The sequence below is a fragment of the Stenotrophomonas sp. CFBP 13725 genome (genome assembly GCF_014841935.1).
Lineage (GTDB): Bacteria > Pseudomonadota > Gammaproteobacteria > Xanthomonadales > Xanthomonadaceae > Stenotrophomonas.
Genome location: NZ_JACYUV010000020.1, coordinates 1 through 17,503, shown reverse-complemented (window position 1 = coordinate 17,503; position 17,503 = coordinate 1). Strand labels below are relative to the sequence as shown.

General features: G+C 62.8%; 12 protein-coding genes and 1 tRNA gene. All 13 read left to right on the top strand.

All coding sequences use genetic code 11. The features are described 5' to 3' along the window. Positions 1 to 1,185: elongation factor Tu (gene tuf / locus IFT65_RS18385; RefSeq protein WP_197974197.1), on the top strand; the 1,185-nt coding region annotated here is incomplete at its 5' end. A 105-nt stretch (positions 1,186 to 1,290) separates the two neighbouring features. Then, positions 1,291 to 1,366: transfer RNA gene (locus IFT65_RS18380), tRNA-Trp, on the top strand. Positions 1,367 to 1,412: 46 nt separating this feature from the next. Continuing rightward, positions 1,413 to 1,826 (top strand): preprotein translocase subunit SecE, encoded by a 414-nt coding sequence (secE, locus tag IFT65_RS18375; protein WP_188324964.1) that lies wholly within the window; start codon positions 1,413 to 1,415, stop codon positions 1,824 to 1,826. 10 nt (positions 1,827 to 1,836) lie between these two features. Then, the gene (nusG, locus tag IFT65_RS18370; protein ID WP_188324963.1) at positions 1,837 to 2,400 is read left to right on the top strand and encodes a transcription termination/antitermination protein NusG; all 564 of its coding nucleotides are present in this window, start codon (positions 1,837 to 1,839) and stop codon (positions 2,398 to 2,400) included. Between the two features lie 221 nt (positions 2,401 to 2,621). Next, on the top strand, positions 2,622 to 3,050 hold the full coding sequence (gene rplK, locus IFT65_RS18365; protein WP_042615322.1) for a 50S ribosomal protein L11: 429 nt from the start codon (positions 2,622 to 2,624) through the stop codon (positions 3,048 to 3,050). A gap of 4 nt (positions 3,051 to 3,054) precedes the next feature. After that, positions 3,055 to 3,753, top strand: a complete 699-nt coding sequence (rplA, locus tag IFT65_RS18360; RefSeq protein WP_188324962.1) for a 50S ribosomal protein L1 — start codon at positions 3,055 to 3,057, stop codon at positions 3,751 to 3,753. 385 nt (positions 3,754 to 4,138) lie between these two features. Continuing rightward, positions 4,139 to 4,672, top strand: a complete 534-nt coding sequence (rplJ, locus tag IFT65_RS18355; RefSeq protein WP_192082844.1) for a 50S ribosomal protein L10 — start codon at positions 4,139 to 4,141, stop codon at positions 4,670 to 4,672. Positions 4,673 to 4,735: 63 nt separating this feature from the next. Continuing rightward, entirely contained in the window at positions 4,736 to 5,104 is a 369-nt protein-coding gene (gene rplL / locus IFT65_RS18350) for a 50S ribosomal protein L7/L12 (protein ID WP_188324960.1), read from the top strand. Positions 5,105 to 5,502: 398 nt separating this feature from the next. Next, positions 5,503 to 9,657 (top strand): DNA-directed RNA polymerase subunit beta, encoded by a 4,155-nt coding sequence (gene rpoB / locus IFT65_RS18345; RefSeq protein ID WP_192082843.1) that lies wholly within the window; start codon positions 5,503 to 5,505, stop codon positions 9,655 to 9,657. 88 nt (positions 9,658 to 9,745) lie between these two features. Then, positions 9,746 to 13,993, top strand: coding sequence for a DNA-directed RNA polymerase subunit beta' (rpoC, locus tag IFT65_RS18340; RefSeq protein WP_192082842.1), 4,248 nt, complete (start codon positions 9,746 to 9,748; stop codon positions 13,991 to 13,993). A gap of 260 nt (positions 13,994 to 14,253) precedes the next feature. Further along, entirely contained in the window at positions 14,254 to 14,628 is a 375-nt protein-coding gene (gene rpsL, locus IFT65_RS18335; RefSeq protein WP_042615316.1) for a 30S ribosomal protein S12, read from the top strand. Positions 14,629 to 14,639: 11 nt separating this feature from the next. Beyond that, on the top strand, positions 14,640 to 15,113 hold the full coding sequence (rpsG, locus tag IFT65_RS18330) for a 30S ribosomal protein S7 (RefSeq protein WP_188324957.1): 474 nt from the start codon (positions 14,640 to 14,642) through the stop codon (positions 15,111 to 15,113). 137 nt (positions 15,114 to 15,250) lie between these two features. Then, the gene (gene fusA, locus IFT65_RS18325) at positions 15,251 to 17,392 is read left to right on the top strand and encodes an elongation factor G (RefSeq protein ID WP_188324956.1); all 2,142 of its coding nucleotides are present in this window, start codon (positions 15,251 to 15,253) and stop codon (positions 17,390 to 17,392) included. The last annotated feature ends 111 nt before the right edge of the window (positions 17,393 to 17,503 follow it).

The window sequence follows — 17,503 nt, the reverse complement described above, 5'->3', positions numbered from 1 at the left end:
AAGGGTAAGTTCGAGCGCACCAAGCCGCACGTCAACGTCGGCACCATCGGTCACGTCGATCACGGCAAGACCACGCTGACCGCTGCACTGACCAAGATCGGTGCCGAGCGCTTCGGTGGCGAGTTCAAGGATTACTCCTCGATCGACGCCGCGCCGGAAGAGAAGGCACGTGGCATCACGATCTCGACCGCACACGTCGAATACGAATCCACCGAGCGTCACTACGCCCACGTCGATTGCCCGGGACATGCTGACTACGTCAAGAACATGATCACCGGTGCAGCGCAGATGGACGGCGCGATCCTGGTCTGTTCCGCCGCTGACGGCCCGATGCCGCAGACCCGCGAGCACATCCTGCTGTCGCGTCAGGTCGGCGTGCCGTACATCGTCGTCTTCCTGAACAAGGCAGACATGGTCGATGACGCCGAGCTGCTTGAGCTGGTGGAAATGGAAGTGCGCGAGCTGCTGAGCAAGTACGACTTCCCGGGCGACGACACCCCGATCATCGCCGGTTCGGCGCGTCTGGCGCTGGAAGGCGACCAGAGCGACATCGGTGTGCCGGCTGTCATCAAGCTGGTCGAGGCGCTGGACACCTGGATCCCGATGCCGGAGCGCGCTGTCGACAAGCCGTTCCTGATGCCGGTGGAAGACGTGTTCTCGATCTCGGGCCGCGGCACCGTGGTGACCGGTCGTATCGAGCGCGGCGTGATCAAGGTCGGCGAAGAAATCGAAATCGTCGGTATCCGCGACACCGTCAAGACCACCGTGACCGGCGTGGAAATGTTCCGCAAGCTGCTCGACCAGGGTCAGGCAGGCGACAACGCCGGTCTGCTGCTGCGCGGCACCAAGCGTGACGACGTCGAGCGTGGCCAGGTCCTCTGCAAGCCGGGTTCGATCAAGCCGCACACCGAGTTCGAAGGCGAAGTGTACGTGCTGTCGAAGGATGAGGGCGGCCGTCACACCCCGTTCTTCAACGGCTACCGTCCGCAGTTCTACTTCCGTACCACGGACATCACCGGTGCTGCCAAGCTGCCGGAAGGTGTCGAGATGGTGATGCCGGGCGACAACGTGAAGATGGTTGTCACCCTGATCAACCCGGTGGCAATGGACGAAGGCCTGCGTTTCGCGATCCGCGAAGGCGGCCGTACCGTCGGCGCCGGCGTGGTGTCGAAGATCGTCAAGTAATCCCGCAGTTCCGGCAGTTTGTGCAAGACTGCCGGTCGCGCGATTGGCGGGCCGGGAACCTCGGTCCGCCTTCGCCGTCTAAGGCAAGGCAAAGTTTACCTACGTACGCCAGTAGCTCAATTGGCAGAGCAGCGGTCTCCAAAACCGCAGGTTGGGGGTTCGAGTCCCTCCTGGCGTGCCATCTGCCTTCCTAACCAGCGGTCCGCCGCTAAAGCAGCCCGAGCCGGATGAACAGCAAGATCGAACACTCCAAGGATACGTCCACCTCTGGTGGAGACCTCGTCAAGTACGTCGCCGCATCGTTGCTGGTGCTGGCAGGACTGTTCGTCTGGTTCTGGTTCTCTGCAGACTCCGGTCGCGCCGCCCAGCTGGGTGCGTGGGCTGGCCAGATCCGCGCGCTTGCCGTGATTGTCGGCCTGGCGGGCGGTATTGCCGTTTTCATGCTGACCGGAAAGGGTCGCGATACCCGCGACTTCCTGTCCGAGTCACGCTTCGAGCTGCGCAAGGTGGTCTGGCCGACGCGCCAGGAAGCCATCCGGATGACCTGGGTCGTTATCGTGGTTGTGATCATCCTCAGCCTGCTGCTGGGTGGATTCGACTTCGTCATTCAGAAACTGACCCAGTGGTTCCTGGGCCGGTAAGGAGTAACCCATGAAGCGCTGGTACGTTGTTCACGCCTATTCAGGCTTCGAGAAGTCGGTTGCGCAGGCTCTGCGCGATCGCATCGTCCGTGACGCCAAGGAAGAGCTGTTTGGTGATGTGCTGGTTCCGACCGAAGAAGTGGTCGAAATGCGCGCAGGCCAGAAGCGTCGTTCCGAGCGCAAGTTCTTCCCCGGCTACGTGCTGGTGCAGATCGAGACCCACGAAGAAGGCGGCATCCCGCGCATCGACAGCGAAAGCTGGCATCTGGTGAAGGATACCTCCCGCGTGCTGGGCTTCATCGGCGGCACCGCGGATCGCCCGCTGCCGATCGCCGATTCCGAAGCCGAAGCCATCCTGAACCGCGTTCAGGACGGTATCGAGAAGCCGCGTCCGAAGGTGCTGTTCGAGCCGGGCCAGATGGTCCGTGTCACCGACGGTCCGTTCAACGACTTCAACGGTGTGGTGGAAGAAGTCAACTACGAGAAGAGCCGTCTGCGCGTCTCGGTGTTGATTTTCGGTCGCGCCACCCCGGTGGAGCTCGAGTTCGGCCAGGTCGAAAAAGCCAACGGCTGATCCCCGGCGCCGGGCGGAGCCCGGCGTTCAGGATTCCCGGTGTGGACGTTACGTCAAAGCACTGGTATAGTGCCCGGCTTCCTGCCAGGAACCTGGCAAAAGTGAAGGCCACCGCAAGGTGGCCTTCGGCATGTATTCAAAAACGCGATGCCGGGACGCGAGATTCCCGGTCCGATGGGGAGCCTGTAGTCGTAAGGCGCTAGCACCCGGAGAGCATAGTCATGGCAAAGAAAGTTGTCGGTTACATCAAGCTGCAGGTAAAGGCCGGTCAGGCCAATCCCTCGCCGCCGGTCGGTCCTGCGCTGGGTCAGCGTGGTCTGAACATCATGGAATTCTGCAAGGCCTTCAATGCCGCCACGCAGAAGCTCGAGCCGGGTCTGCCGGTTCCGGTGATCATCACGGCCTATTCGGACCGTACGTTCACCTTCATCACCAAGAGCACCCCGGCGACCACCCTGCTGAAGAAGGCTGCTGGCATCTCGTCGGGCTCCAAGCGCCCGAACACCGAGAAGGTCGGCAAGGTCACCCGCAAGCAGCTGGAAGAGATCGCCAAGGCGAAGGAACCGGATCTGACTGCCGCCGATCTGGACGCCGCCGTGCGTACGATCGCCGGTTCTGCGCGTTCGATCGGCATCGTGGTGGAGGGTTAATAAGATGGCACAGACCAAGCGTGAGAAGGCCTCCAAGGCCGCAGTCGTCGCCGGCAAGTCGTACGGCTTCGAAGAAGCAATCAAGATCCTGAAGACCACCGCCACCGCCAAGTTCGTCGAGTCGATCGACGTGGCCGTGCGCCTGGGCGTGGATGCCAAGAAGTCCGACCAGCAGGTGCGCGGTTCCACCGTGCTGCCGGCCGGTACCGGCAAGTCGGTCCGCGTCGCAGTGTTCGCTCCGGCCGGTGCCAAGGCTGACGAAGCCCTGGCCGCAGGTGCGGAAGCGGTCGGTATGGACGATCTGGCCGAGAAAATGCAGGCCGGTGATCTGAACTATGACGTCGTGATCGCGACCCCGGACGCCATGCGCGTCGTGGGTAAGCTGGGCACCGTGCTCGGCCCGCGCGGCCTGATGCCGAACCCGAAGGTCGGCACCGTCTCGGCCAACCCGGGCGAAGCCGTCAAGAACGCAAAGTCGGGTCAGGTGCGTTATCGCACTGACAAGGCCGGCATCATCCACTGCACCATCGGCAAGGCCAGCTTCGAAGACGAAGCGCTGAAGTCGAACCTGCAGGCGCTGCTGCTCGACCTGATCAAGGCCAAGCCGGCCACCTCGAAGGGCCTGTACCTGCAGAAGGTGTCGGTCAGCTCGACGATGGGCCCGGGCGTCACCGTCGACCAGTCGACGCTGACCCTGAAGTAAGTGATTCAAGCGGGCAGGGCGCCTTCGGGTTCCTTGTCCGTCTCTTTTGAAGGCGTCCGCCGGCATCCATCGCCGGTGGCAGCCGTCAAAGACCGCAGGTGCGGTCGTGGTATGCCGGCGACGGGCACGGAAGCTCGATTTGGCAAGGAGTCGCCGCCGGAGCAGTCACGAACGCTTAATCGATCCTTCGTGGATCACCCTGCGTAGATGGTGCCCTTCTGGAGTTTTTTCTGGTCATGCAAGTCTGGGGTAACCCAGGTTGGATCCAGGTCTGGAACGGCCCACCCCCCGGAACATCAGCCTGATGTTCCCGGTGTCCAGGACGGACGCCGCCCAGGACCGCACACGGCAGGAGCCGTAAGCGGAGTTCAATCGGAGGAGTGCAATGGCTCTCAATCTGTCCCAGAAGCAAGAAGTAGTCGCGGAGCTGGCAGACATCGCCGCCAAGGCCCACTCCTTGATCGCAGCCGAATATGCTGGCACCACGGTCTCCCAGATGACCGCGATGCGCAAGCAGGCTCGTGAAACCGGCGTTTTCTTGAAAGTTGTCAAGAACACCCTGGCTTCGCGCGCCGTTGAAGGCACCGAATTCGCATGTGCACAGGACAAGCTGGTCGGTCCGCTGCTGTACGCGTTTTCGCTCGAGGAGCCCGGCGCAGCCGGTCGCCTGATCAAGGAATTCGCCAAGGGCAACGATAAGCTGCAGCCCAAGGTTGTCGCCATCGGCGGCGAAGTGTTCCCGGCAAGCCACGTTGATGTGCTGGCCTCGTTGCCGACCCTCGACCAGGCGCTGGCAATGCTGGCACGCGTCCTGACCGAGCCGGTCACGATGTTCGCGCGCGCCAACAAGGCCCTGGCCGATCAGCTGGGTGGCGGTGAAACCGCTGCTGCTGACGAGCCGGTCGCCGAGACCGCCTGAGTTTCGACCTACCGTGGTTCCTGACGGAACCTACATCCAGAATATTATTGAAAGGTATCAATCATGTCCCTTACCAACGAACAGATCGTCGACGCAATCGCCTCGAAGTCCCTGATGGAAGTGATGGAGCTGGTCAAGGCCATCGAAGAGAAGTTCGGCGTCTCCGCCGCTGCTCCGGTTGCTGCAGCTGCCGCTGCTGGCCCGGCTGCTGCTGTTGAAGAGCAGACCGAGTTCACCGTGACCCTGAAGTCGCCGGGCGACAAGAAGGTCGAAGTGATCAAGGCCGTCCGCGCCATCACCGGCCTGGGCCTGAAGGAAGCGAAGGACCTGACCGAAGCCGGCGGCGTCGTGAAGGATGGCGCGTCGAAGGACGAAGCCGAGAAGATCAAGAAGGACCTGGAAGCTGCTGGCGCGACTGTCGAAGTCAAGTAAGCAGATCCCTTGCGTCGCCATCGATTTCGGGCGATGCAGCCAAGGCTGGGGGCGTAAGCCCCCGGCCTTTGGTCGTTTCACCACGCGCGGTAGAGCCGACTTCAGTCGGCTGCAGGACAAGCGGTAGAGCCGACTTCAGTCGGCTGCAGTACAAGCGGTAGAGCCGACTTCAGTCGGCTGCAAGACAAGCGAAAAAAAGCCCAACACGGGCTGCGGTCAAAAGGCCCGTCCAGCCAGCGCGCAGCGCGGCGGCGGTCAACAGATGCAGTCAAGTTGGCAGTTGGAAGTAGCAAGAGAAGGCGTGCTGGTGCCGGCAATACCAGCGACTTCCAACTGACAATTTCAAGTTTCCTTTTGGGTCGTGGACGCACGCCCCTCACAACAAGGTGGAAGACATCATGACGTCCTATTCGTTCACCGAGAAGAAGCGCATCCGCAAGGATTTCGCCAAGTCGCGCGCGATTCTCGAAGTGCCGTTCCTGCTCGCCATCCAGGTGGACTCGTACCGCGAGTTCCTGCAGGAAAACGTGGATCCGGCCAAGCGCACGGACCACGGCCTGCACGCCGCCCTGAAGTCCGTCTTCCCGATCTCCAGCTACAGCGGCAACGCGGCGCTGGAATACGTCGGCTACAAGCTGGGCGATCCGGTGTTCGACGAGCGCGAGTGCCGCCAGCGTGGCATGAGCTACGGCGCCCCGCTGCGCGTGACCGTGCGCCTGGTGATCTACGACCGTGAGTCGTCGACCAAGGCCATCAAGTACGTGAAGGAGCAGGAGGTCTATCTGGGTGAAATCCCGCTGATGACCGACAACGGTACCTTCATCGTCAACGGCACCGAGCGCGTCATCGTCTCGCAGCTGCACCGCTCGCCGGGCGTGTTCTTCGACCACGATCGTGGCAAGACCCACAGCTCGGGCAAGCTGCTGTACAGCGCCCGCATCATCCCGTACCGCGGTTCCTGGCTGGACTTCGAGTTCGACCCGAAGGACGCGCTGTCCACCCGTATCGACCGCCGCCGCAAGCTGCCGGTGTCGATTCTGCTGCGCGCACTGGGCTACAGCAACGAAGAAATGCTGGCCGAGTTCTTCGAGATCAACACGTTCCACATCAATCCCGACGAAGGTGTCCAGCTGGAGCTGGTGCCCGAGCGTCTGCGTGGTGAAACCCTGGGCTTCGACCTGGCCGACGGTGACAAGGTCATCGTGGAAGCCGGCAAGCGCATCACCGCGCGCCACGTCAAGCAGCTGGAAGCCTCGGGCATCGCCGCCCTGGCCGTGCCGGACGATTACATCGTCGGCCGCATCCTGTCGCACGATGTGGTCGATTCGTCCACCGGCGAACTGCTGGCGCAGGCCAACGACGAGATCAGCGACGACCAGCTGCAGGCCTTCCGCAAGGCCGGCGTGGACGCCGTGGGCACCCTGTGGGTGAACGATCTGGATCGTGGTCCGTACCTGTCCAACACGCTGCGCATCGATCCGACCAAGACCCAGCTGGAAGCCCTGGTCGAGATCTACCGCATGATGCGTCCGGGCGAGCCGCCGACCAAGGACGCCGCACAGAACCTGTTCCACAACCTGTTCTTCACCTTCGAGCGCTACGACCTGTCCACGGTCGGCCGGATGAAGTTCAACCGTCGCGTGGGCCGCAAGGAAACCACCGGCGAAGCCGTGCTCTACGACCGCAAGTACTACGGCGAGCGTAATGACGAAGAGTCCAAGCGCCTGGTTGCCGCGCATGGCGAGTCGTCCGACATCCTGGACGTGATCAAGGTCCTGACCGAGATCCGCAACGGCCGTGGCGTCGTCGATGACATCGACCACCTGGGCAACCGTCGCGTGCGTTCGGTCGGCGAAATGGCCGAGAACGTGTTCCGCGTGGGCCTGGTCCGCGTCGAGCGCGCGGTCAAGGAGCGCCTGTCGATGGCCGAGTCCGAAGGCCTGACCCCGCAGGAGCTGATCAACGCCAAGCCGGTCGCTGCCGCGATCAAGGAATTCTTCGGCTCCTCGCAGCTGTCGCAGTTCATGGATCAGAACAACCCGCTGTCGGAAGTCACGCACAAGCGTCGCGTCTCGGCCCTGGGCCCGGGCGGCCTGACCCGCGAACGCGCCGGCTTCGAAGTGCGCGACGTGCATCCGACCCATTACGGCCGCGTCTGCACCATCGAAACGCCGGAAGGCCCGAACATCGGCCTGATCAACTCGCTGGCCGTGTATGCCCGCACCAATGAGTACGGTTTCCTTGAAACCCCGTACCGCAAGGTCGTGGACGGCAAGGTCTTCGACGAAGTCGAGTTCCTGTCGGCCATCGAAGAAAACGAGTACGTCATTGCCCAGGCCAACGCGCTGACCAATGCCGACAGCGTGCTGACCGAGCAGTTCGTACCGTGCCGCTTCCAGGGCGAATCGCTGCTGAAGCCGCCGGCGGAAGTCCACTTCATGGACGTCTCGCCGATGCAGACCGTGTCGGTCGCTGCCGCGCTGGTTCCGTTCCTGGAGCACGATGACGCAAACCGTGCACTGATGGGCGCCAACATGCAGCGCCAGGCCGTGCCGACCCTGCGTGCGCAGAAGCCGCTGGTGGGTACCGGTATCGAACGCGCCGTGGCTCGCGACTCCGGCGTCACCGTCAACGCCCGTCGTGGTGGTGAAGTGGTGCAGGTCGACGCCGCGCGCATCGTGGTCAAGATCGTCGAAGAAGAAATCATCGGTGCAACCGACGCCGGCGTGGACATCTACAACCTGGTCAAGTACACCCGCTCCAACCAGAACACCTGCATCAACCAGCGTCCGCTGGTGAACGTGGGTGACGTGGTGGCGCGTGGCGACGTGCTGGCTGACGGTCCGTCCACCGACATCGGCGAGCTGGCCCTGGGCCAGAACATGCTGATCGCGTTCATGCCGTGGAACGGCTACAACTTCGAAGACTCCATCCTGCTCTCCGAGCGCGTGGTGGAAGAAGATCGTTACACCACGATCCACATCGAAGAGCTGACCTGCGTTGCCCGTGACACGAAGCTGGGGCCGGAGGAAATCTCCGCCGACATCCCGAACGTGTCCGAGCAGGCGCTGAACCGCCTGGACGAATCCGGCGTGGTGTACATCGGTGCGGAAGTACGCGCCGGTGACATCCTGGTCGGCAAGGTGACGCCGAAGGGCGAAAGCCAGCTGACCCCGGAAGAGAAGCTGCTCCGCGCGATCTTCGGCGAGAAGGCGTCGGACGTGAAGGACAGCTCGCTGCGCGTTCCGCCGGGCATGGACGGCACCGTCATCGACGTGCAGGTCTTCACCCGCGACGGCATCGAGAAGGACAAGCGTGCGCGCCAGATCGAAGAATCCGAGATCAAGCGCGTCAAGAAGGACTTCGACGACCAGTACCGCATCCTGGAAGGTGCCATCTACGCCCGTCTGCGTTCGCAGATCGTCGGCAAGGTGGTCAACGGCGGCGCCAACCTGAAGAAGGGTGACGTCATCACCGACGCCTACCTGGACGGCCTGAAGAAGGCCGACTGGTTCGTGCTGCGGATGAAGGACGAAGACGCTTCGGAATCCATCGAGCGCGCGCAGAAGCAGATCCAGGCGCACGAGAAGGAATTCGAGCGTCGCTTCGCCGACAAGCGCGGCAAGATCACCGCGGGCGATGACCTCGCCCCGGGCGTGCTGAAGATGGTCAAGGTCTTCATGGCCGTGAAGCGCCGCATCCAGCCGGGCGACAAGATGGCAGGCCGCCACGGCAACAAGGGTGTGGTCTCCAACGTGGTGCCGGTCGAGGACATGCCGTACATGTCGTCGGGCGAAACCGTGGACATCGTGCTGAACCCGCTGGGCGTGCCGTCGCGCATGAACATCGGGCAGATCCTGGAAGTGCATCTGGGCTGGGCCGCCAAGGGCCTGGGTCGCAAGATCCAGGGCATGCTGGAAGCCCAGGCCGCGGTGTCGCAGCTGCGGATCTTCCTGGACGAGGTGTACAACCACGACAGCACCAACGTGGCCACCCACGTCGACCTGACCCAGTTCAGCGATGCGGAACTGCTGCGCCTGGCCGGCAACCTGACCGACGGCGTGCCGATGGCAACGCCGGTCTTCGACGGTGCCACCGAGGCGGAGATCAAGCGCATGCTGGAACTGGCAGACCTGCCGACCAGCGGCCAGACCCAGCTGTATGACGGCCGCACCGGCGAGGCGTTCGATCGCCAGACCACCGTCGGCTACATGCACTACCTGAAGCTGAACCACCTGGTCGACGACAAGATGCATGCCCGTTCGACCGGTCCGTACTCGCTCGTCACCCAGCAGCCGCTGGGCGGCAAGGCGCAGTTCGGCGGGCAGCGCTTCGGTGAAATGGAAGTCTGGGCGCTGGAAGCCTACGGCGCGGCCTACACCCTGCAGGAAATGCTGACGGTGAAGTCCGATGACGTGCAGGGCCGCAACCAGATGTACAAGAACATCGTCGATGGCGAGCACGAGATGGTGGCCGGCATGCCGGAATCCTTCAACGTGCTGGTGAAGGAAATCCGTTCGCTGGCCATCAACATGGAACTGGAAGACAGCTGATCGCGCAGGCGCTGCTGCCCCGGCAGCAGCGCCGCCGCTTCGCTCCTGACAGCCCATCGACACAGCATTCCTCCTTCTGGAGAACACCATGAAAGACCTGCTCAACCTCTTCAACCAGCAGCGCCAGACGCTGGACTTCGACGCGATCAAGATCGCGCTGGCTTCGCCCGACCTGATCCGTTCGTGGTCGTTCGGCGAAGTGAAGAAGCCGGAAACGATCAACTACCGCACCTTCAAGCCGGAGCGTGACGGCCTGTTCTGCGCCGCCATCTTCGGACCGGTCAAGGACTACGAGTGCCTGTGCGGCAAGTACAAGCGCATGAAGCACCGTGGCGTGGTCTGCGAAAAGTGCGGCACCGAAGTGACCCTGGCCAAGGTGCGCCGCGAGCGCATGGGCCACATCGACCTGGCGTCGCCGGTCGCGCACATCTGGTTCCTCAAGTCGCTGCCGTCGCGCATCGGCCTGATGCTGGACATGACCCTGCGTGACATCGAGCGCGTGCTCTACTTCGAAGCGTACGTGGTGACCGAGCCGGGCCTGACCGCCCTGGAGCGCCGCCAGCTGCTGACCGAAGAGCAGTACCTGACCGCGCGTCAGGAGCACGGTGATGACTTCGACGCCGCCATGGGCGCCGAGGCCGTCTACGAGCTGCTGCGCACGATCGACCTGCAGTCGGAAATGACCCGCCTGCGCGAAGAGATCGCCAGCACCGGTTCGGAAACCAAGCTCAAGCGCCTCACCAAGCGCATCAAGCTGATCGAAGCCTTCCTGGAATCGGGCAACCGTCCGGAGTGGATGGTGATGACCGTGCTGCCGGTGCTGCCGCCGGATCTGCGTCCGCTGGTGCCGCTGGACGGTGGCCGCTTCGCGACCTCCGACCTGAACGACCTGTACCGCCGCGTCATCAACCGCAACAACCGCCTGCGTCGCCTGCTGGAACTGAGCGCGCCGGACATCATCGTGCGCAATGAAAAGCGCATGCTGCAGGAATCGGTCGATGCGCTGCTGGACAACGGCCGTCGTGGCCGTGCCATCACCGGCACCAACAAGCGCCCGCTGAAGTCGCTGGCCGACATGATCAAGGGCAAGCAGGGTCGCTTCCGCCAGAACCTGCTGGGCAAGCGCGTCGACTACTCGGGCCGTTCGGTCATCGTGGTCGGCCCGTACCTGCGCCTGCACCAGTGCGGCCTGCCGAAGAAGATGGCGCTCGAGCTGTTCAAGCCGTTCGTCTTCGCCAAGCTGCAGCGTCGTGGCCTGGCCACCACCATCAAGGCCGCCAAGAAGCTGGTCGAGCGCGAAGAAGCCGAAGTCTGGGACATCCTGGAAGAGGTCATCCGCGAACATCCGGTGATGCTGAACCGTGCGCCGACCCTGCATCGTCTGGGTATCCAGGCGTTCGAGCCGGTGCTGATCGAAGGCAAGGCCATCCAGCTGCATCCGCTGGTCTGCACCGCGTTCAACGCCGACTTCGACGGTGACCAGATGGCCGTCCACGTGCCGCTCTCGCTGGAAGCCCAGCTGGAAGCGCGTGCGCTGATGATGTCCACCAACAACATCCTGTCGCCGGCCAACGGCGAGCCGATCATCGTGCCGTCGCAGGACGTCGTGCTGGGTCTGTACTACATGACCCGCTCGCTGGTGAACAAGAAGGGCGAGGGCATGGCCTTCGCCAACATCGCCGAAGTCAAGCGTGCCTACGACAACCGCGTGGTGGAACTGCATGCGCGCGTCAAGGTCCGCATCACCGAAGTGGTGACCGACGAGGAAGGCAACAAGCAGAACAAGACCTCGATCGTGGAAACCACGATCGGTCGCGCCCTGCTGGCTGAAATCCTGCCGGAAGGCCTGCCGTTCGCGCTGGCCAACACCGAGCTGACCAAGAAGAACATCAGCCGCCTGATCAACTCCAGCTACCGTCAGCTGGGCTTGAAGGACACGGTCGTGTTCGCCGACAAGCTGATGTACACCGGCTTTGCCTACGCAACCCGTGCGGGTGTGTCGATCGGTATCGACGACATGCTGATCCCGGACGAGAAGCGCGGCATCCTCACCGAGGCCGAAGCCGAAGTGCTGGAAATCCAGGAGCAGTACCAGTCGGGCCTGGTCACCGCCGGTGAGCGCTACAACAAGGTGGTCGACATCTGGTCGCGCACCAACGAACGCATCGCCAAGGCGATGATGGACACCATCGGTACCGAGAAGGTCACCGATTCCAACGGTGACATCATCGACCAGAAGTCGATGAACTCGCTGTACATCATGGCCGACTCCGGTGCGCGTGGTTCGCAGGCGCAGATCCGCCAGCTGGCCGGTATGCGTGGCCTGATGGCGCGTCCGGATGGCTCGATCATCGAAACGCCCATCAAGGCGAACTTCCGTGAAGGCCTGAACGTGCAGGAGTACTTCAACTCCACCCACGGTGCCCGTAAGGGTCTGGCCGATACCGCGCTGAAGACCGCCAACTCGGGTTACCTGACCCGTCGTCTGGTGGACGTCGCGCAGGACGTGGTGATCACCGAAGTGGATTGCGGTACCACTGAAGGCCTGACCATGACGCCGATCGTGGAAGGCGGCGATGTCGTGGAGCCGTTGAAGGACCGCGTGCTGGGTCGTGTCGTCGCCGAGGACGTGTTCCTGCCGGGCAACGACGAAGATCCGATCGTCACCCGCAACACGCTGCTCGACGAAGCCTGGGTGGCCAAGCTGGAAGATGCCGGCGTGCAGAGCATCAAGGTGCGCTCGACGATCTCGTGCGCTTCGCCGTTCGGTGTCTGCGGCCGTTGCTACGGTCGTGACCTGGCGCGTGGCCACATCGTCAACATCGGTGAAGCAGTCGGCGTCATCGCCGCGCAGTCGATCGGTGAGCCGGGTACCCAGCTGACCATGCGTACGTTCCACATCGGTGGTGCGGCATCGCGTGCGGCAGCAGTGGACAACATCACGGTGAAGACCACCGGTTCGGTGAAGTTCAACAACCTGAAGTCGGTGTCGCATGCCAACGGTTCGCTGGTGGCGGTGTCCCGTTCGGGCGAAATCTCGGTGCTCGATGCCCATGGCCGCGAGCGCGAGCGTTACAAGCTGCCCTACGGCTCGATGATCGCCTCCAAGGATGGCGACTCGGTCAAGGCTGGCCAGACCGTGGCGAACTGGGATCCGCATAACCACCCGATCGTTTCGGAAGTGGCCGGTTTCCTGCGCTTCATCGACTTTGTCGATGGCATCACCGTCATCGAAAAGACCGACGAACTGACCGGCCTTGCCTCGCGCGAGATCACCGATCCGAAGCGTCGCGGTTCGATGGGCAAGGATCTGCGTCCGCTGATCCGCATCGTCGACGCCAAGGGCGCCGACCTGCTGATCCCGGGCACCGACATGCCGGCCCAGTACCTGCTGCCGCCGCGCTCCATCGTCAACCTGCAGGACGGCGCCGCCGTCGGCGTGGGCGACGTGGTCGCCAAGATCCCGCAGGAAGCGTCCAAGACCCGCGACATCACCGGTGGTCTGCCGCGCGTGGCCGATCTGTTCGAAGCGCGCAAGCCGAAGGATCCGGCAGTGCTGGCCGAGCGTTCGGGCATCATCAGCTTCGGCAAGGACACCAAGGGCAAGCAGCGTCTGATCATCAAGGACACTGACGGGACGGAACACGAAGAGCTGATTCCGAAGTACCGCCAGGTGATCGTGTTCGAAGGCGAGCACGTGACCAAGGGCGAAACCATCGTGGACGGCGAGCCGAGCCCGCAGGACATCCTGCGTCTGCTGGGTGTCGAACCGCTGGCTGCCTACCTGGTCAAGGAAATCCAGGACGTGTACCGCCTGCAGGGCGTGAAGATCAACGACAAGCACATCGAGGTGATCACCCGCCAGATGCTGCGCAAGGTCGAGATCACCGACCAGGGCAACAGCAAGTTCCTGAATGGCGAACAGGTGGAACGTCAGCGCGTTATCGAGGAGAATGCACGCCTCGGTGCCCGTACCGAACTGCCGGCCCAGTACGATCCGGTCCTGCTGGGCATCACCAAGGCTTCGCTGGCAACCGAATCGTTCATCTCGGCGGCGTCCTTCCAGGAAACCACCCGCGTGTTGACCGAAGCCGCCGTTCGCGGCACCAAGGACAACCTGCGCGGCCTGAAGGAAAACGTCATCGTCGGTCGCCTGATTCCGGCCGGTACCGGCCTGTCCTATCACGCCAACCGCCGTCGCGGCGCTACCGGCCTGACCGATTCGGAGCTGCTGACGCTGACCGGTACGCCGGCCGCTGCAGCCGCAGAACCGGCTGCTCCGGCGCCGGCTCCGGTGGCCGCCGTCGAAGCTGAACAGGCTTCGGGGGAAGAGTAAGAAACACGGTCCGCCCCTTCGGGGGTGGACACGGAAAAGGGCAGGCGAGGCCTTCGGGTGTCGCCTGCCAGTCTGAACGGGGTACATGGAGGCCCCCCGGTAACTTCCCTGGATCAGGGAGGGCTTGACAGGAGCGCGTTTGACTGCGTTTCTGACAGGTTGCTACAATCGTCTGTCTCAGCAGGCCCGTTTTCAGGCCTGCTTTAACATTTCCGCATCTCTGGTCAGTTTTTACTGGCCCCAATCAGAAGAACCTACTGATGGCGACGATCAACCAGCTGGTCCGCAAGCCGCGGCAAGCTACCACCTACAAGAGTGCCTCGCCGGCGCTCGAGAAGTGCCCGCAGCGCCGTGGCGTCTGCACGCGCGTCTATACCACCACCCCGAAGAAGCCGAACTCGGCCCTCCGCAAGGTTGCCAAGGTCCGCCTGACCAACCAGGAAGAGGTCATCAGCTACATCGGTGGTGAAGGCCACAACCTGCAGGAGCACTCCGTGGTCCTGATCCGCGGCGGTCGCGTCAAGGATCTGCCGGGTGTGCGTTACCACACTGTTCGCGGTTCGCTCGATGCCTCCGGTGTCGCCAAGCGTCGCCAGGCCCGTTCGAAGTACGGCGCCAAGCGTCCGAAGGCATAAGGAGAGAGCACATGTCGCGTAAAGGTAATACTCCGCAGCGTTCCGTCCTGCCCGATCCCAAGCACGGAAGTGAAACCATCGCCCGCTTCATCAACATGGTGATGTTGAGCGGCAAGAAGTCCGTAGCCGAGAAGATCGTCTACGGCGCGATGGACGTCATCAGCGAAAAGAACGCCGCCGCCAATACGGTGGAACTGGTGCAGAAGGCGCTGGAAAACGTCGCTCCGTCGGTCGAGGTCAAGTCCCGCCGTGTCGGTGGTGCCACCTACCAGGTGCCGGTCGAAGTGCGTTCGTCGCGCAAGATGGCACTGGCCATGCGTTGGCTGATCGACTCCGCGCGCAAGCGTGGTGAGAACACCATGCCGAAGAAGCTGGCGGCCGAGCTGCTGGATGCCTCGGAAAACCGTGGCGGCGCGATCAAGAAGCGCGAAGAAACCCACCGTATGGCCGAAGCCAACAAGGCGTTCGCGCACTACCGCTGGTGAGTTTGACGGCCTTGTAAAACAGGCAGGGCAGCACCATCTGAGTGCTGCCCCGCGACCCCGGAAGGGTCGCGCCAATCCGAAGGCCGCCGAAAGGCGGCGTTCGGCCATCCGAAATCCAAGAAATCGAGAGGCTCCCCGTGGCCCGCAACACTCCCATCGAGCGTTACCGTAACTTCGGCATCATGGCTCACATCGATGCCGGCAAGACCACCACGTCCGAGCGCATCCTGTTCTACACCGGCAAGAGCCACAAGATCGGTGAAGTGCATGACGGCGCTGCCACCATGGACTGGATGGAGCAGGAGCAGGAGCGTGGCATCACGATCCAGTCCGCTGCCACCACTGCGTTCTGGAAGGGCATGGACAAGTCCCTGCCGGAGCATCGTTTCAACATCATCGATACCCCCGGACACGTCGACTTCACCATCGAAGTCGAGCGCTCGCTGCGCGTGCTCGATGGTGCGGTGTTCGTGCTGTGTGCCGTTGGTGGCGTGCAGCCGCAGTCCGAAACCGTGTGGCGTCAGGCCAACCGGTACAAGGTGCCGCGCATTGCGTTCGTCAACAAGATGGACCGCACCGGCGCGAACTTCACCAAGGTCGTTGGCCAGCTGAAGGCGAAGCTGGGCGCGGTTGCCGTGCCGATGCAGCTGCCGATCGGCGCTGAAGAAAACTTCAAGGGCGTGGTCGACCTCATCAAGATGAAGGCGATCCATTGGGATGAAGCGTCCCAGGGTATGAAGTTCGAGTACCTGGAGATCCCGGCCGACATGCAGGCAGAGGCTGATGAAGCCCGCGTCTTCATGATCGAAGCCGCGGCTGAAGCCAGCGAAGAGCTGATGGAAAAGTACCTGGGCGGCGAAGAGCTGACCGAGGCCGAGATCGTGGAGGCCCTGCGCGTGCGCACCCTGGCCACCGACATCGTGCCGATGTACTGCGGTTCGGCCTTCAAGAACAAGGGCGTGCAGGCCATGCTGGACGGCGTGGTGCAGCTGCTGCCGTCGCCGATCGACGTGCCGGACGTGACCGGTACCGACGTGGACGACGAAACCGTCGCACTGAGCCGCAAGTCCGATGACAAGGCGCCCTTCTCGGCGCTGGCCTTCAAGATCATCACCGATCCGTTCGTCGGCGCGCTGACCTTCTTCCGTGTCTACTCGGGCACGCTGAATGCTGGCGACCAGCTGCTGAACTCGGTGAAGGGCAAGAAGGAGCGTATCGGCCGCATCCTGCAGATGCATTCCAACGATCGCGAAGAGATCAAGGAAGTGCTGGCCGGTGACATCGCCGCTGCCGTGGGTCTGAAGGACACCACGACCGGTGACACGCTGTGCTCGCAGGAGCATCCGATCATCCTGGAGCGCATGGTGTTCCCGGAACCGGTCATCTCGATGGCCGTCGAACCGAAGACCAAGTCCGACCAGGAAAAGATGGGTCTCGCCCTCGGCCGTCTGGCCCAGGAAGATCCGTCGTTCCGCGTCAAGACCGACCAGGAATCCGGCCAGACGATCATCTCGGGCATGGGTGAGCTGCACCTGGACATCATCGTTGACCGCATGAAGCGCGAGTTCAACGTTGAAGCCAACGTCGGCAAGCCGCAGGTGGCTTACCGCGAAACGATCACCCTGGCCGACGTCAAGTCGGACTACAAGCACGCCAAGCAGTCCGGTGGTAAGGGTCAGTACGGTCACGTCGTGATCGAGCTGTCGCCGATCACCGCTGCCGATCGTGCCGATCCGAAGCTGTCCGCTGCGATCAAGGATGATTTCCTCTTCATCAATGACATCGCCGGCGGCGTGATCCCGAAGGAATTCATTCCGTCGGTAGAAAAGGGCCTGCGCGAAACCATCACCAGCGGTCCGCTGGCTGGCTTCCCGGTCGTGGATGTCAAGGTCAAGCTGGTGTTCGGCTCGTACCATGACGTCGACTCCTCGGAAATGGCGTTCAAGCTGGCTTCCTCGATGGCGTTCAAGGAAGGTTTCCGCAAGGCCAAGCCGGTCCTGCTGGAGCCGATCATGAAGGTCGAGATCGTGACCCCGAGCGATTACCAGGGTGACGTGATGGGCGACGTCAGCCGTCGTCGTGGCATGCTGCAGGGTTCGAGCATGACCGGTGACGGTTCGGCCGAAATCATCAATGCGATGATTCCGCTGGGCGAGATGTTTGGCTACGCCACCTCGCTGCGTTCGCAGACCCAGGGCCGCGCCACGTTCACGATGGAATTCGATCACTACGAGCCGGCGCCGACCAACATCGCCGACGAAGTCATGAAGAAGGCCTGAGCGTAAGCTCAGGTCCTCCCAACCACTTTAGAAACTAAAAGGTAGATAGAAATGGCAAAGGGTAAGTTCGAGCGCACCAAGCCGCACGTCAACGTCGGCACCATCGGTCAC

What these genes read in the sequence shown, in the direction of transcription:
- rplL (WP_188324960.1), top strand. Translation starts at nt 4,736, where the DNA reads ATGTCCCTTACCAACGAACAGATCGTCGACGCAATCGCCTCGAAGTCC.
- rpsG (WP_188324957.1), top strand. Translation starts at nt 14,640, where the DNA reads ATGTCGCGTAAAGGTAATACTCCGCAGCGTTCCGTCCTGCCCGATCCC.
- rplK (WP_042615322.1), top strand. Translation starts at nt 2,622, where the DNA reads ATGGCAAAGAAAGTTGTCGGTTACATCAAGCTGCAGGTAAAGGCCGGT.
- secE (WP_188324964.1), top strand. Translation starts at nt 1,413, where the DNA reads ATGAACAGCAAGATCGAACACTCCAAGGATACGTCCACCTCTGGTGGA.
- rpoB (WP_192082843.1), top strand. Translation starts at nt 5,503, where the DNA reads ATGACGTCCTATTCGTTCACCGAGAAGAAGCGCATCCGCAAGGATTTC.
- rpsL (WP_042615316.1), top strand. Translation starts at nt 14,254, where the DNA reads ATGGCGACGATCAACCAGCTGGTCCGCAAGCCGCGGCAAGCTACCACC.
- nusG (WP_188324963.1), top strand. Translation starts at nt 1,837, where the DNA reads ATGAAGCGCTGGTACGTTGTTCACGCCTATTCAGGCTTCGAGAAGTCG.
- rplA (WP_188324962.1), top strand. Translation starts at nt 3,055, where the DNA reads ATGGCACAGACCAAGCGTGAGAAGGCCTCCAAGGCCGCAGTCGTCGCC.
- rpoC (WP_192082842.1), top strand. Translation starts at nt 9,746, where the DNA reads ATGAAAGACCTGCTCAACCTCTTCAACCAGCAGCGCCAGACGCTGGAC.
- rplJ (WP_192082844.1), top strand. Translation starts at nt 4,139, where the DNA reads ATGGCTCTCAATCTGTCCCAGAAGCAAGAAGTAGTCGCGGAGCTGGCA.